Raw genomic sequence first — 15,608 nt, 5'->3', positions numbered from 1 at the left:
TATACTCCTATTCTTTGATTCCCCAAATGGACTCATTATTATCGCCAATCGTTGAGAACGTTAATTTTTGCTGCTCAAATTCTGTTATTTCCTGAGTTAATAAAATTCCTTTGAAGGTCGCTTCTTCAAAAGTCAATGCCAAGTATCCCGCATCGTACGTCCAAGTTCCGGTCAGGTCACCAGTAACGCTTCCATCTTTTTGAAGCTCGATCGTCTGCGTTTTTAGCATGGTCGTTCCATTGTCGGTACCATGGTTAATGATTTCATAGCGCCCGATAATGTCATCTTCTGTCAAAGCATCCGCTACTTGTTCATTGCCTCGATACTCGTAGGGTGCTGGAACTGGCCAGCCTTCCTCATTCATATACATTCTGTTGACCCGCACTTCATGGGCTTCGGTTCCATTGTTAAAGCGCGTATGGTACACCAAGGACCACTGACCATTTTCATCGATGATCGCCGAATTGTGTCCCGCTGCTCGATACCCCATTTGTTGAAACGAGAATTGGTAGTTTCCAATCAATTTGATGCCGTAGTTTGAATTTTGGTCCCCTTGTTCTAAGATTGGGCTATTTCCTTGGGCATCAAGGTAAGGTCCTTCTGGTTTTTCAGCGCGAAACAGTCGCATATTGTAACCACCTTTTGCTGCTAAACCACCGTAAGTGACGAATAGGTAATAATAATCGGTTTCCTCATCATATACAATATAGGGACCTTCTCCTGATTGATGATAGCCGCCAAAAAGCTTGATCCCGAAATAGCGATCAATGATACGCCCATCTTCCGTCGTGCTATCTTCCCCAGGATACATTGGTTTTCCAGTGGCTGGATCAACTTCCAATAAAAAGATACCGCCAGACCAAGAACCATAGGTCATCCATAGTTTCCCTTCTTCATCATAAAACAACGCTGGATCAATGGCGTTTGGCGCATAATCGGTGTTATACGTCAGACCATCTTCGATCGCCCAGTTTTCACTGAACCCACTGATTTTCCCCTCTTTGATCAATTTGGCCAAATGGGTATTTTGATAGTTGGTATTGCGTTCACTACCATCTGTCGAATCTTTTTCTGTAAAGCCAGAATAGATCACGGTATCCGCATAGCTATAGGGTCCTTCGATCGTTTTAGCTACGGCCAATCCAATCGCTGAACGCCGCCAAGTAGAACTAGCTGAGTAGTAGAGCATGTAGGCTCCTTTGTCTCCATTTGACCATTCATAATCAGCATTCCAAATGACATCTGGTGCCCAAAGGCTGTAACCACCTTGTGAATCGGCATCATCATAGCCTGCCCATTCAAAAGTCTCAGCTAGATTTTCTTTTGTGTTACCATAGATCATATTGTCTTCCATTGATTCATATTCGTGAGTGAAAGGCACTTCCCAAGTTTGTAAATCTTCTGTTTTCGCTTGGGCGAGATGCGAACCAAATACGTAAAATAGCTCTTGGTCACCAACATGAATAGAAGTAATCGATGGGTCATGAATCGACACTCGATTTTTTGTCGTTGTTTCCCACTCCTTTTGTGAAAGTTGCTCAGCAGCATCTCCTGTTTGACAGCCAGCAAGAAATAAACTAGTAAAAAAAACGGACATGGTTAAACAGAGCATTTTTCTTTTTGTATTCATTTTTTCCCTCTCTTTTATCTATCCTTTGACTACACCGGGTTCGCCAAAATCAGGTAATCCATTTTTTTTCCAAGTAAACGGTTGGACATACGCATGTCGATTGGGATTTTCTAAAGGATTACTGTAATCATTTTTTTCTGGTCTTGCATGATACACTAAGATCTCTTGTTTCCCCTCCTCATCGACTGTAAAGGAGTTATGTCCTGGTCCGTATAGGGAATTTTGTTCAGAACTGGAAAAGACTGGTTCCTTCAACTTATGCCAAGAATACCCATTCAATAAATCACTATCCTCATCTGCCCACAACAGTCCCATCGCGTAGTTTTCATCCGTCGCACTGGCTGAATAAGTAATGATCACTTTTCCATTTCTAATCAAAGCAGCTGGTGCCTCGTTCACTTTGAAGCCAATTTTTTCCCATTCATAATAAGGAATGCTCAGCAGAATCTGCTTTCCTTTCAATGTCCAAGGATTTTCCATCTCTGATAAATAAAGATTGGAATTGCCTGGAATGTTTGGATCTGCTTGTGCCCAGACATAATACAATCGGTTCCTGTGTTCGAATACCGTAGCATCTAAACTGAAACTCTCAAATTGCGTCTTGATCTGTCCTTTTTCTACCCACTCGCCTGCAAAGGGATCTTCATTCGCATTTTCGATCGCAAACATCCGATGATGATGCTGATCATTTCTGACTTCTCCATGATCTGCAGCAGCAAAATAGATGTACCATTTCCCTTGAATAAAATGAATCTCTGGTGCCCAAATCAGTTCACTCATGGGGCCTTCGGCATGAGCCGTCCAGATGACTTTTACTTCACCGTCAGCCAGTCCTTTCAAGGTTTTCGCACGCCTTAATTCGATTTCCTGATACCCTGGTTTTGATCCAGTGAAGTAATAATATCCATCGGTATGCTTGTATATCCATGGGTCTGCACGTTCTAATACAATCGGTTCCAAATAATTTTCTGCCATAAATATAATCATTCCTTTCGCGATTCCGCTCAAGGCACAACACCGAATGAAAAAGTGTTGTGTTCCTAGCGGAACCTATTTCTCTTGTAGTAAACTTTTCTTGAAGAAGCCTGTATACACTACAAATCACGGGGAGGTGAGTAAGTGCGAAGACACACTTTTCGACCTTGTATAAATATATGTGTAGCTTGGCTTTTCAAGCACAACTAACTGTGACAAAGAGCACGTAAACTTATTTTTGGATAAGCGACTCGTTTGTGTAGAGCCTCGCAGTCCCTATACAGTTCTTCTTCTAAAATCTATGAAGGGAGTTTCTCACGATGTTAAAAATCGTGTACCCAAATTGTTGTGGCATCGATGTCCACAAACAGTTCGTTATCGCTGTGATCGCAATCACTGACAGCGAAGGGATTACTCAATACAAGCGCCGTCGCTTTTCAACGTTTACGAACGGGTTGAAAGAGCTGAAAAAATGGCTTGAGTTCCACTCTTGTTTTCATGTTTGTTTAGAGTCAACTGGGAAATATTGGATTCCTATCTATAACGTCCTTGAGGACGAAATGGACATCTGTTTAGCTCACCCAAAGTACGTCAAGGCAATTCGAGGGAAAAAAACAGACAAGAAAGACGCCCAATGGATTGCGGACTTATACAAACATGACTTAATTGCAGGAAGCTTTATTCCTCCTGCGAAAATTCGTCAGCTGCGGGACTTGTTTCGCTATCGAATGAAATTAACATACCTTCAAACCAGTGAAAAAAATAGATATCAGAACAGTCTCACTTGGTCAAATCTCCAAATTGCGAGTGTGGTTTCCGACGTATTTGGAAAATCAGCTCAAAAGATCATTCAAAGTGTACTGGATAATCCAGAGGAGAAACCGGATATTGCTTCGCTTATCCATCGTCGTATGAAAGCCTCTGTTGATGAGTTAGAACTCTCGATGGATGGCGAGCTATCTGAGGAACAAGCAGAAAAACTGCGTGTGATCAAAGCTCACTATGACGCGATTACCCTATGCAAAAATGATCTCGAAGAGATGATTACTGAATTAGGTAAAGAATACTCTCACCAACAAGAGTTGATTCAATCCGTTCCTGGATTTAAAAACCCGTTAACAGCGCTACGTGTCATTTCAGAAATCGGTATCGATATGAACCAATTCCCTACTGCTGGTCATCTTTGTTCTTGGGCGGGAGTCGTTCCTGCCAATAACGAAAGTGCTGGTAAAAAGTATTCGACTCGGATATCTAAAGGTGGTCGCTATCTCAAACCTTTGCTTGTTGAAGTAGCGAATGCCGTGGTGAAATCTGAAAAAAATCCCGAACATCGAAACAAATATCTACAACTTAAAAAGCGTAGAGGGCACAAGAAAGCAATAATTGCGATTGCTCGTCGGTTACTTGTGGCAATCTATCATATTCTCAAAAAAGATGAGGTATACAACCCCGCTCTTTATCACTATCAAGAATATGTCGCTCCAAATAAAAAACTGTCAATTCAAGAAGCAGTTCAATTTGCAAAAAGCCACGGGTTTCAAGTTGTTTAATTTGGTATAGACCGATAAATAACCGTTGAACCTCTTATTTTTGTGCGGTCTTTTTTCTGTAACTTAGTAAACGAATTAATCCGTATTTTTTTCAAACTTTCTACACCTTCTTAAATAATTCCATTTTCCGTTTTTAGTATTTTTATTGCTTTGTTTTTAGACATATACATCGTCGTAGCTAGTAAATAGAGGACGACACCGATCACATCATAGATGATCAAATGGATGATGACACAGGCGATCATCCAACGTATCGTTCCTTTGTTTATTTGTTTGTCTCGCATATTCTTCGCGTTGATCCAACTGATAACGCCCATCAAAATCGTCGCTAACGCAACGATCATAACTACCTTCGATATCATTCCTACCAGACTTGACTGCAAGTATTCATACTGATTTTGATTTTGAAATGCTGCGATCCCTTGTTCTTCAAACCAAGGATAATACCCAAACATCGTTACAAGACCAATACAGACATCCCAGACCGCACTGGCACGTAGTAAATTTCTTTCCAATTTTCGATTCATGATCTTCACTATCCTTTTATTCCTGCATTTAAGTTCATAGATTCAATGAAGTATTTTTGAGCAAATAGAAACAGCATGACGGTGGGAATGATCGCAATCAATGCCGAGCCCATCAATTGACCAATCATTCGGTAGTTGCCATAAATGTCTTGTAGTAATAGCAAACAGGCTGTGATCGGCATTTTACTAACATCCGTATACACGATCACTGGCCATAAGAAATCATTCCATGAACCTGTGAAAGAAAAGAGGCCTGCAACGATCAACACAGGTTTGATCAAAGGAACGATGATCTCTGCAAAAATTGTAAATTCATCTGCACCATCCATTCGTGCTGACTCGTCAAATTCAAGCGGGATACCTTTCATAAACTGTCGCACAAGAAAGATATTTCCCATCCCTGCTAAGCCTGGAATGATCATGGCAAGAGAAGAGTTGACCCAGCCGAAGGTTTCAATGATTTTGTAAGACGGAATCAAATTCACTACACCGGGAAACATCGAGATCCCCATCAAAAGATAAAAGATACGATCACGGTATTTAAACCGCATTCTGCCATAGCCATAAGCGGTCACTGAAACAACGATCACAACTAAAACAGTGTGCGTGACTGCGATAAACATTGAATTCCATAACCACTGCATAATTGGTGCAGTAGACGTATTAGTCAAAATCGCTACATAGTTATCTAATATCCAGTTTACGGGTAATAAACGAAACCCAGTGGAGACGATTTCGGTTTGAGAACGAAAAGAAGTGGCGAAGCTAAAAATCAATGGAATAACCCAGATGATACATAAAACGATCAGAAACAAATATGCGATGACCATACTAGGTATATGTTTCTTTTGTGTATTCATTTTTTTGCCCCCTTAAGTATTGCTTCTATCTAAAAGAAAATATTGAAATACGGACACACACATAATGATCAATCCTAAGATGACTGCCATTGCCGAAGCCATTCCTGCAATTGATTCTCCTTGACTAAAAGCCAGTGAGCGGATATACATCATCAATACAGTCGTGCTTTGGTTTGGACCTCCACCTGTCATCATCAAAGGCTGTGCAAAGACATTAAATGCTCCAGCAGTTGTCATCACGATCGTATATAACAGTGGAAAGCGAATAGATGGCAAGGTCACATTCAAGAATTTTTGGAATGCTCCCGCTCCGTCGATCTCTGCCGCTTCATAAAGGTCTTCATTGACACCCGCTAAAGCTGAGCGATAAATGATCATGTTACCACCGATTGCTCCCCAAATGCTGACAACAAAAATTAAGATCCAAGCATAGGGTTGTCGCGAAGCCCAAGAGAAATCGAACCCAAAAATATTATTGACGGCACCTAATCGAGAGTGGAAAATCAATGACCAAATCAAAGAACCTGCTGAAACAGAGATAAGACCTGGAATATATAGAATTGCTTGAAAAAGTCCTTTCAGCTTCACTTTTTTATGTTGCAATGCAGCTGCAATCATCAGTGGAATGATGATTTGTAACGGCACCATGATCAAAACGAAAATAAAGGTATTTTTCAAACCATTCCAAAATTGGGTATAGAACGTCGAGGAACTATCAAACAATAATGTTTTATAGTTGTTAAAACCGACCCAGACTGGATCAGAGATCAAATTCCATTGCGTAAATGAAGCATAAATACCATAGATCGTTGGAATACATACAAAAATAATAAAGAGTACCATGTGTGGTCCAATGAATGCGATCGATGCCCAGTTAATGCTCTTTTTTTTCATTCCTTTCATTCCCTTCTAAAAATTGGAAAAGGGGATAGAATTATCCCCCCTTCACTTATCTAGCTACTTCTGCAATCTTATCTTCGACATATTGTTGCATCGTTTCTAATCCTTCATCCATATCTAATTCACCGTAAGCGATATCTGTACTATAAACATCTAATGCTTCTAAGACATAAGAGAAATAAACGTAGTCAAAGATGTAAAGTGTTTCTTCTTCCTCTGGTGTAGAAGTAAAGAATGATTGTGGGTATTGTTGGTAATCATCACTTTCTAAAATATCTTTACTTGCAACGATTTGACCGGCTTTTGCCCATTCGATCGAGTTTGTACGAACAAATTCTAAAAATTGTGCGATTACTTCTTCTTTTTCTTCTGTTCTGCTTTCACTCTTCAACATGCCAAACATATGAGAAGCTGCTCGGTTGGTTGCGATGTCATCTGAAGTCGAATAAATATTTGTTACACCCCAATTCAAGCCCTCAACCGCATCATGAGCGGTAGAAGTCCAAGTACCATCTGTTGATAAGAGTACGTTTCCGCCTTGGAACATCAAATACCCATCTTCTCCATAAGGTGTCATCAGGCCTGCATCTGTTAACGCTTTAATTCTTTCTAACGCTTCTTTCATTTCTGGCGTATTCACCGTCGGGTTCCCAGCATCGTCTGAAATCGCGCCGCCTAAGTTACGGATTTGCGCTAAGATAACCCAAGAAAGTAACGCATTATTTACGACATAATCGCCTTCTTCCATCTGCCCTGCTAATGACATCATTTCATCAAACGTCACGATGTTATCGTCTAACCAAGAAGTGACATTGTATTTTTCTAAAAGATCTTGATTGTAATACATGGCACTGGCATGGATATCTAATGGGATCGTATATTGAGTATCGCCGATTTTCCCTGCATTCCACGCCGTATCTAAATAATTGCTTTCTTCTAACTCAGGTTGATAAGAAACCAGACGATCAACCGGATCAATAATATCGGAATTGACAAATTCCTCTACTTTATAAGAATGCATCAAAGTCAAATCTGGAATCCCACTTTTAGAACTTACAACCGTACTTAATTTAGTGTACATATCAGACGTGATCACATGATTGATTGTATAATCGGAACCTGATTGTTCATTGAATTCATTTACGATCTGATCCATATAAGCGCCATCATCACCAGTAAGGGGTGACCAAAAATTAATCGTGTATTTTTCTTTTTCCGCTGCCTGATAACGATTAAAACCAATAAGGGCAACTGCAACGACTGCAACTAAAGCACCAATAATAATAAGTTTCTTCTTCATGTTTTTCCCTCTTTCATAGAAATTGAATTTTGGTCTTTGAAGCCGAACACGCCTATCCTCCTTCTCTTATTTGCTATCCCAGCATTTATAATTGCATTATTCATTTCTAGCGTTTGCAAACACTTTCAATTTACAAATAAATCATAACTTGATTTGTAATCGCTGTCAACAATATTTTGATTAATTTATTTAGGATAATATCTATATTAATTAATAAATATATTAATAACTAGCGAAATAAACAACGCTATTTACACAAATTAGCAAATATGTTAACATTCAAGTAAATCAAACAGTTTAAGCGGAGGTGACACGATGCAATTAGAAATCAATCAAGAAGCATTGCCTGTCTATGAGGCACTTGCCAGTAACGTGCGAATCAAAATCATTCAATTGCTGGCTAAAAACAAGATGAATGTCAAAGAGTTGGCACAGGAGTTGGGCTTAAGCAGCGCTATCATTACGATGCACATCAAAAAATTAGAAGAAGCCAAAATCATCAAAACAGAGCGTGTGGGACAAAAAAAGATTTCCAGTTTGAGAGTGGATCATATCGATATCAACTTTCCTGAGAAAATCTTTAATGCCTTTGATACGAAAGAAACGGCGATACCGATCGGTCATTATACAAATTATTCGGTAGAACCAACGTGCGGGCTTGCTACTTCAGCTGATTTTGTGGGAATGGTGGATGAACCGAAGTTTTTCATGGATCCCCGACGAATGGATGCCCGCATCTTGTGGTTTACGAAAGGATTTGTTGAATACCAATCGCCAAACTTCTTAGCAAGAGAAGAAAAACTTGAAATGATGGAGATTTCAATGGAAGTTTCGTCTGAATTTCCTTTTTCCAATAACAACTGGCCGTCAGACATCACCTTCAGCTTAAATGGTGTGGAGCTTGGTACATGGACTAGCCCAGGGGATTTTGCAGATATTCGCGGCAAGTATACACCGGATTGGTATCCAGACAATCTCAATCAGTACGGGTTATTGAAGACGATCCGCATCATGGATCACGGAACCTACATGGAAGGTGTTCCTCTTTCCGACATTACGATCAAGGATATACCTGCCTACGAAGATACGTGGCACTTAAAAGTGGAAGTCAAAGAAGATGCCGAGCATGTCGGCGGTTGTACCCTCTTTGGCAAGGGGTTTGGGAATTACGATCAGGATATCAAACTGAAAATGTTTTATAGCTAAAAAAAAAACGCTAGTCTTAGCGGCTGCCCCAAACATTTCTTTTGGGAATCAGGTCGCTAAACTAGCGTTTTTGTTATTTCTTCAAATGGTAACTGTACGTACTTACAATGATGTTCTCACGCCAAGAGAGTCTGAAACGCAAGCGCAGGCTTGTTTGGTTGTGCAAAATATTTTGCCAGCGACGTCTTGGGACAAACTGTGGAATGATGACGGTCGTTGTGTAATTGTGTTTGGCTGCATTGCGGCTGACTAGATCCACATAACGCAAGATGGGATTTTCAATCGAACGATACGAAGAATGAACGACGGAGAAACGCACGTCTGGGAATTTTTGCTTAAATTCTTGTTCGATCTCTTTTTCTTTCTTCACATCTTCATCCAACGAGACGTGCATCGCCACGACATAATCACCAATCGATTGGGCATAGTTCAATGCGCCGATATTTACTCGGGTAACATTTCCGACGAGAACGATCACGGTATTTCCTTCATAAACATGCAGTGCTTCTTGTTTTTCCAATCGCAGCTGTTCTGCGACTTTTTTATAATGATCATGGATCTTGTAAAAGATATACAAGAGGATCGGCATGATAATGAAGAATGGCCAAATATCGCCTAAGCGATACACGAACAAGATGGCAATGATCGCAAAAGAAATCAAAGCCCCAATGATGTTGGCGATCGATTTAAAGAACCAGCCTTTGCCTTCTTTTTTCCATTTGACGACCATTCCGCTTTGGGATAGTGCAAAAGGAATGAATACCCCGATGGAATACAACGGAATCAAACGCTCGGTCGATCCTTGGAAGATAAACAATAGGACGATGGAACCAGCAGCTAAGGTGATGATCCCGTTTGAGTAGCCGAGACGATCCCCACGGTCTTGATACATGTGTGGCATATATTTGTCTTTGGCTAAGTTATACGCCAACACGGGGAAGGCGGAAAATCCTGTATTTGCGGCAACTGCTAAAATCAGCGCTGTGGCAAATTGCAAAACGTAGTACATAAACCCATGACCAAAAACAGCAGAGCCGATTTGAGATAGGACGGTCACTTCTGCTTCTGGTACGATACCGTACCAATAGTTGATAAAAGTGATACCGACGAAGAAGAACCCTAAGATCGCAGCCATGATCGTCAAGGTCGCAGCTGCATTTTTCGCCCGTGGTTTTTTGAAAAATGGCACCGCGTTACTGATCGCTTCGACCCCCGTCAAAGAAGAGGAACCTGATGAGAAAGCCCGTAAGATCAAGGCTACGGATACCCCAGGTACGACAGCTCCTGGCAGTGCGGTTGCATTCAACGGTTGCGCACCAGTTACGATGTTGTACAAGCCGACCACGATCAAGACTGTGATCACTGCGATAAAGGTGTAGACAGGAATCATTAAGAAGCTAGCTGATTCTCGCAGCCCTCGCAGATTCATCATCATGATCAAGAGCACGATCACGACAGAAATCGCCACTTGATGGCCGAACAACGCTGGCACAGCAGAAGTGATGGCTTCTGCCCCTGCTGAGACGGATACTGCTACTGTCAGCATATAATCGATCAACAGTGAGCCGCCGGCAATCAGGCCCGCATTTTTCCCTAAATTTTCACTACTTACTACATACGCCCCACCACCGTGAGGGTATGCATGAATGATCTGACGGTAAGACAAGGTCAATGAAATCAAAAGAATAATAACAAAAGCAGCGATCGGTAATGAATACCAGATAGCAGCAGCGGAAAGTGCCACTAATACGACAACGATCTGCTCTGTCCCATAAGCAATCGAAGACAAAGCATCAGAAGATAGCAACGCAAGGGCCGCCGTCCGGCTCAGTTTTTGTTCATCATTCTCTGCGGATTTCAATGGACGTCCGACCAACAAACGTTTCAAATACTCCACTTTTTCTACACTCCTTTTCATGAAAAAATCCTTCGTTAAACTTGTAACGATATCCACACAAATATTGAATTATCAAGACTGTATGCTACTCTTGTAACCGCGAAAAGTCAATGAAAATCAGATGAAAAAACGACCCTTTTTCCCTCTTTTGATTATTAGAAATTTCACGTGATGGCACAAAAGCAGAAAGAACAAATGCTCTTTCTGCTTTTCGATGTTAGTGGAAGAAATGACTTTCTTTTGAAATGTCGCTTAATTTCTTCGTAGAGTTGACTAGATAAGGATACGCGTAGGTACCGACGATCCCAAAGACCAGGAACAAAATCGTTAAAATAACCAATTGTGGTACGGCATTTGGCCAATAGATCCCGCCAGCTGATTCTCTTAACAGATTGACTGCATGGGTAAATGGCAGCAGCGGATTAATGAATTGGAAGAACTTCCCAGAAACTTGGATCGGGTAGTTTCCTCCCCCACCTGAGATGGAGAGAACCAAAATGATGATGGCGATCCCTTTCCCGAGGTTGCCGAACAGTCCTGCCAGTACGTAAACGATCATCATAAAGGCGAGTCCGACGAGTAATGCGAAGAAGACACTGTACACTGGATTGTGGACATCAACGCCTAATAAAAACATATTTCCTAGGGTCACGATCAAACTTTGGGCGACTGCCATCGTCAAGAACGTCAGCATTCGTGCCACAAAGGTTTCACGTTGGGTAAAGCGTTTTTTGTCTTTCTTCTCTAAATGATACTCCGTTGTAGCGACACTTGACAACAATAATGCCCCTACCCACAAACACAATGCGGTATAAAACGGTGTGCTAGCTGAACCATTGTTGGCGATTGGATAGATTTCATTGCTTTTTAATTCCACTGGTTGTTTGAAGAAGTCGGCTTCATCGGTGGCATCAAGTTTCAATAATTTGATGACTTCCCCGAGATCGACTTCATTTTCGCCTGCTCGGATCGCATCAGCGGCTTTGTGGATGCCTGCTTTGATACTTGGCCAATCGTTATTGATCAAATCAACGGCCGCATCCAAGGCTTTTTCAACTTCTGGCAGTTTTTCATCCACCATTGCCATCGTAGAGCTGATTTCTGATTTGATGGTTGGCCAGTCGTTTTGCAAGAAGTTTACGGCCAACCCTAATTTTTCTTCGACAACTGGCAATTCGTTGTTGTATAGGTCGGCTCCTTTGTTGATGGCATTGACGATTTCATCCATGTGACCATTCAGCATCGTATTGGCATCGTGCAATTCTTGCTTGATGACAGGCAATTCTTTTTGATATTTTTCCAAAATCGTCACGGCATTGCTGACCACTGATTTGGTGGAAGACAGCAACGAGTCAAAATCGATCTCTTGGGCTTTTTTCAAGACATCTTCGGCGGTGGTGATGGTTTCGATTAGTTTGGTTAGGATGTCGTTGATGGTTTTAGTAATGGCATCAACATTAAAACTCTTAGGATCCAGAAGATCAGCAACATTTTGAGCAGCTGCGGTGACTTCACTAAGATATTGCTTAGCTGCCTTAACATCACCGCTTTGCACAGCGCTTCTAACCTTAGTTAACAATCCAGATACATTCGTCAAGTGCCCTTTTATGTCAGTTAACTGACCGATTACGCCTTGAATTTGGGCATTTTCAGCTGAGCCTTCAATATTTCCTAAAAATGCAATTAAGGCATCTAGCATACTTTGTTGTTGCTGAATACTTTGCTGCAACCCATCAATCGTTTGTAAAATTGATTCTCGATCTTGGTCCAACTGATCTTGATCGATTGAATCATTCAGTGCTTGCGACCACTTTGCTGTGGTTGTTGCCACTTGACGAATAGACTCAATCGTCACCTTCACACTGCTAGAAATACTTGGCAGGGCATCTTGCAATTGTTGCGCCCCATCTTTGGTCGCGGTGGCGAAGCTGGCGGCTTGGTCGCCTAGTTGTTCGATCTGTGGTAAAGCGGCTTGCACTTGTTCAATGACTTGCAGTCCTTGCTTGGCGGTGTCGATGCCGTCCGTCATGGTGCTGGCAATGTCATCGAAATCATCGTCGATCATCTTCAATTGTTTGCCGGCATTTTGGATCTCTGGGATCTTTTCTTGCAAGGTCAAAATGATGCTGGCTTCTTTCTTCAATGCAGGCAGCTTATCGTTTAAGCCAATCAGTTTTTCCCCCATGGCATCCACTTGTGGGATATAATCGGTGAATTCTTCGGCTTTTGCGATCTTTTCTTTGATTTCTGGAAACTTATCGTGCAAGGTGACGATCTCTTTCGTATAGCCATCGATCGTAGCCAAATTGTCATCGGTGTCTAAGATCATCGATTTGACTTTGTTGATGCTGACTAAGTTGGAATCAATGTCATAGCCGATTTCATTGAAGACTTTTATCAACGTGGAGCTGGCGGTTTCAATAAAGTTTTGTGAGATCTCTTCTTGAAGGCTGCTGGCTCCTTTATCGGTGATTTTTGGTGCGATGGCATTGATTTTTTGGTTGCTATAATACTCGATGGTCGGTTTTTCGATTTTTCCACTGGTAAAGCTGATCAGATCATCTGAAAAATCCGCTGGTAGGTAAATACCCGCGTAATATTTTCCTGACTTGACCCCTTCTACTAAGTCCTCTTTTGAATCCAAGAAGCGCCAGCCCAACTGCTTGTTTTTATGGAGGGTGTCGATGACTTCATCACCGATATCGATGTGCTTGTCTTGAAATTCTGCCCCTTTATCCGCACTGTAAACGGCGATCGGCAATTCACTGGTGTTGCCGTATGGGTCCCAGAGGGCTTTGATATTGAACCACGCATAAAGCGAGGGTAAAATCATTAAGGCAATGATCAAAAATGCAGAGATTGGATTGCTGAAAATTCGTTTCCAGTCCAGTTTATATAAATAGAAAACATTCTTTAGTTTATTCATTTTTTTCTTCCCCCACTAGTTCTTCGTCGAAGGATAATTTACCATGTTTTTCCCCTGCCGCCAACGGCTAGGATCGACCAAGAAAAGTCCTTTTGACAAATGGACGTTTTTGTCAAAATGAAACCCCTTTACTTTTTGTTTTTTTTCGCTTATTGTTAAACTTTCTTTAACTTTACCATGATGGCGAAAAACACACCACTCATATCCTTTGTTCTGTTTTTTTACAGGCCTTTCCTATACAAAAAAAGCTTCCTTTTTCTGCAATGAAAAAGGAAGCTTTTTTAGGTATTATTTCAGTTGATCCTTTGCCAATAACTCATACACATACTTCAATGAGGTAGCTTCGCCATATAATTGAAGATCTGCTTTTTCCTCTGGGGAATAGACTTGATCAAAGCTTTGATCGGGAATCAGCACGACATCGATGCCCGCACGTGTCGCGGCTGTTGCTCCCACAAGAGAATCTTCCATGACTAAAGCTTTTTCCGCTGCGACTTGCGCTTTTTCTAAAGTCAGCAAGTAAGGTGCTGGATCAGGTTTATGGGCGGAAACGTCATCGCCAAAGGTCTGATAGTCAAAGGCCTGCAACAAATCGAAATGCGCCAACAATTCAGAGGCTCTTTTTTTCATCGTCGAGGTGGCTAGTGCCGTTTGGAAGCCTTTCTCACGAGCCAAGGCGATGGTTTCTTTCGCATAGGGTTTAGTTTTGAAGGTGCCATCAGTTATTTGCTGGGCAATATAGACTTCCCGTTCTGCTCGTAATTCCTGCACCCGCTGCTGACCGCCTACGAGGTCGGCTAATTTAGTGGCAGTCTGTTGCCAGCTTTGACCACGCCAACCAAAAATATCAGCGGCTGTAATCGGAAGCTCATACTTTTTAAATAGCGCCAACCACCCATCAAAATAGACTCTTTCAGTATCGACTAACAATCCATCAAAATCAAAAATCAAAAGTTCTTTCATAAACGCTCCTTCGTTTTGCTAAGATTTTTTCCTCACTCACTGGGGATCAAGACATCTTCCGACTTTTGTCAGCAGCTGCTTGCACTGCTTTGATGACAGCCGCACGAAAGCCATTTTCTTCTAAGGTTTTAACTGCTTGGATCGTTGTGCCCCCTGGCGAGCTGACACGATCCTTTAAGACGCCTGGGTGTTCCTTCGTCTCTAGTACCATCTTCGCTGCGCCTAATACCGCTTGAGCAGCAAATTCATACGCCATCGGCCGCGGCATTCCTTCTGCCACTGCTCCATCTGCCAAAGCTTCAATGAACAAATACGTGTAGGCTGGTGAAGAACCGCTGACACCAATGACTGCATCGATCATGCTTTCTGGTACTTGCTCGGCTTTGCCTAGGCTTTCAAAAAGCTGTTTGACTTCGTTGGCTTCGGCTTCCGTCACTTGACCGTTGGGACTGATAGAAGACATGCCTTCGCCAACAAGTGCGGGGGTATTTGGCATGACCCGCACGATTTTGTGCGCACCAATGATTTCTTCCATTTGCGCGATTGTCACACCCGCGGCAATGGATACTAGCAAATGCTCCTTGGTCAAGCCGTCTTTTAAATCAGCAAGCAAGCGGGGAAAGACAAAAGGTTTAACTGCTAAGACGAGGATCTCCGCTTTTTCGGTGACATCTGCTAGCTTAGTTGTCCCAGTGATCCCGGTTTCTTTTTCTAATTGTGCCAAAGTCGGCTCGTAGCGATGGTTATAAACCAAGATCTCTGCTGGTTCATACAGGTTTGCTGCAATCAAGCCGTTGATGATGGCTTTTGCCATGTTACCGGCTCCTAAAAAGGCGATTTTTCTCATAGTTTTCACGCTCCACTTCTGATTTTG

At 41.9% G+C, this 15,608-nt stretch carries 12 protein-coding genes; 2 read left to right on the top strand and 10 right to left on the bottom strand.

The genetic code is table 11. The features are described from left to right. Positions 1 to 7: 7 nt before the first annotated feature. Together IGI96_RS09895 and IGI96_RS09890 are read right to left on the bottom strand one after the other, a co-directional pair. Positions 8 to 1,630, bottom strand: a complete 1,623-nt coding sequence (locus tag IGI96_RS09895) for a glycoside hydrolase family 43 protein (RefSeq protein WP_010748729.1) — start codon at positions 1,628 to 1,630, stop codon at positions 8 to 10. Positions 1,631 to 1,648: 18 nt separating this feature from the next. Continuing rightward, positions 1,649 to 2,605: a glycoside hydrolase family 43 protein gene (locus tag IGI96_RS09890; RefSeq protein WP_060792633.1), complete on the bottom strand. Its 957-nt coding sequence runs from the start codon at positions 2,603 to 2,605 to the stop codon at positions 1,649 to 1,651. A gap of 320 nt (positions 2,606 to 2,925) precedes the next feature. On the opposite strand from IGI96_RS09890, the gene IGI96_RS09885 reads away from it, so the two are divergent. Further along, on the top strand, positions 2,926 to 4,155 hold the full coding sequence (locus IGI96_RS09885) for an IS110 family transposase (RefSeq protein WP_438785009.1): 1,230 nt from the start codon (positions 2,926 to 2,928) through the stop codon (positions 4,153 to 4,155). 110 nt (positions 4,156 to 4,265) lie between these two features. On the opposite strand, the gene IGI96_RS09880 is transcribed toward IGI96_RS09885, so the two are convergent. The 4 genes from IGI96_RS09880 to IGI96_RS09865 are packed head-to-tail and all read right to left on the bottom strand — an operon-like array spanning position 4,266 to position 7,742. After that, positions 4,266 to 4,682: a hypothetical protein gene (locus tag IGI96_RS09880; protein ID WP_010748727.1), complete on the bottom strand. Its 417-nt coding sequence runs from the start codon at positions 4,680 to 4,682 to the stop codon at positions 4,266 to 4,268. 8 nt (positions 4,683 to 4,690) lie between these two features. Then, entirely contained in the window at positions 4,691 to 5,542 is an 852-nt protein-coding gene (locus IGI96_RS09875) for a carbohydrate ABC transporter permease (protein ID WP_438785083.1), read from the bottom strand. A 12-nt stretch (positions 5,543 to 5,554) separates the two neighbouring features. Continuing rightward, positions 5,555 to 6,445, bottom strand: coding sequence for a carbohydrate ABC transporter permease (locus tag IGI96_RS09870; RefSeq protein WP_005227284.1), 891 nt, complete (start codon positions 6,443 to 6,445; stop codon positions 5,555 to 5,557). A gap of 46 nt (positions 6,446 to 6,491) precedes the next feature. After that, complete coding sequence (locus IGI96_RS09865; protein ID WP_005227283.1) at positions 6,492 to 7,742, bottom strand: extracellular solute-binding protein; 1,251 nt, start codon at positions 7,740 to 7,742, stop codon at positions 6,492 to 6,494. A 315-nt stretch (positions 7,743 to 8,057) separates the two neighbouring features. On the opposite strand from IGI96_RS09865, the gene IGI96_RS09860 reads away from it, so the two are divergent. Further along, the gene (locus IGI96_RS09860; protein WP_005227282.1) at positions 8,058 to 8,948 is read left to right on the top strand and encodes an ArsR/SmtB family transcription factor; all 891 of its coding nucleotides are present in this window, start codon (positions 8,058 to 8,060) and stop codon (positions 8,946 to 8,948) included. Positions 8,949 to 9,021: 73 nt separating this feature from the next. Here the strand turns inward: IGI96_RS09860 and IGI96_RS09855 are convergent, their stop codons facing one another. The 4 genes from IGI96_RS09855 to proC all read right to left on the bottom strand — a co-directional run bounded on the left by IGI96_RS09855 (position 9,022) and on the right by proC (position 15,581). Beyond that, positions 9,022 to 10,845 (bottom strand): APC family permease, encoded by a 1,824-nt coding sequence (locus IGI96_RS09855; protein ID WP_005227281.1) that lies wholly within the window; start codon positions 10,843 to 10,845, stop codon positions 9,022 to 9,024. Between the two features lie 217 nt (positions 10,846 to 11,062). Beyond that, positions 11,063 to 13,771 carry a YhgE/Pip domain-containing protein gene (locus tag IGI96_RS09850; protein WP_086339069.1) on the bottom strand — a complete coding sequence of 903 codons (2,709 nt, stop codon included), beginning with the start codon at positions 13,769 to 13,771 and terminating at the stop codon, positions 11,063 to 11,065. Positions 13,772 to 14,059: 288 nt separating this feature from the next. Beyond that, positions 14,060 to 14,734 (bottom strand): HAD family hydrolase, encoded by a 675-nt coding sequence (locus tag IGI96_RS09845; RefSeq protein WP_005227279.1) that lies wholly within the window; start codon positions 14,732 to 14,734, stop codon positions 14,060 to 14,062. Positions 14,735 to 14,780: 46 nt separating this feature from the next. Beyond that, entirely contained in the window at positions 14,781 to 15,581 is an 801-nt protein-coding gene (gene proC / locus IGI96_RS09840) for a pyrroline-5-carboxylate reductase (RefSeq protein WP_086294492.1), read from the bottom strand. Positions 15,582 to 15,608: the final 27 nt, after the last annotated feature.

This window comes from Enterococcus sp. DIV0421 (assembly GCF_051713745.1).
In the GTDB taxonomy this organism is placed as follows: Bacteria; Bacillota; Bacilli; order Lactobacillales; family Enterococcaceae; genus Enterococcus_D; species Enterococcus_D casseliflavus.
Note: the sequence above shows the minus strand (reverse complement) of the source record. Positions and strands in the feature narration are given on the sequence as shown.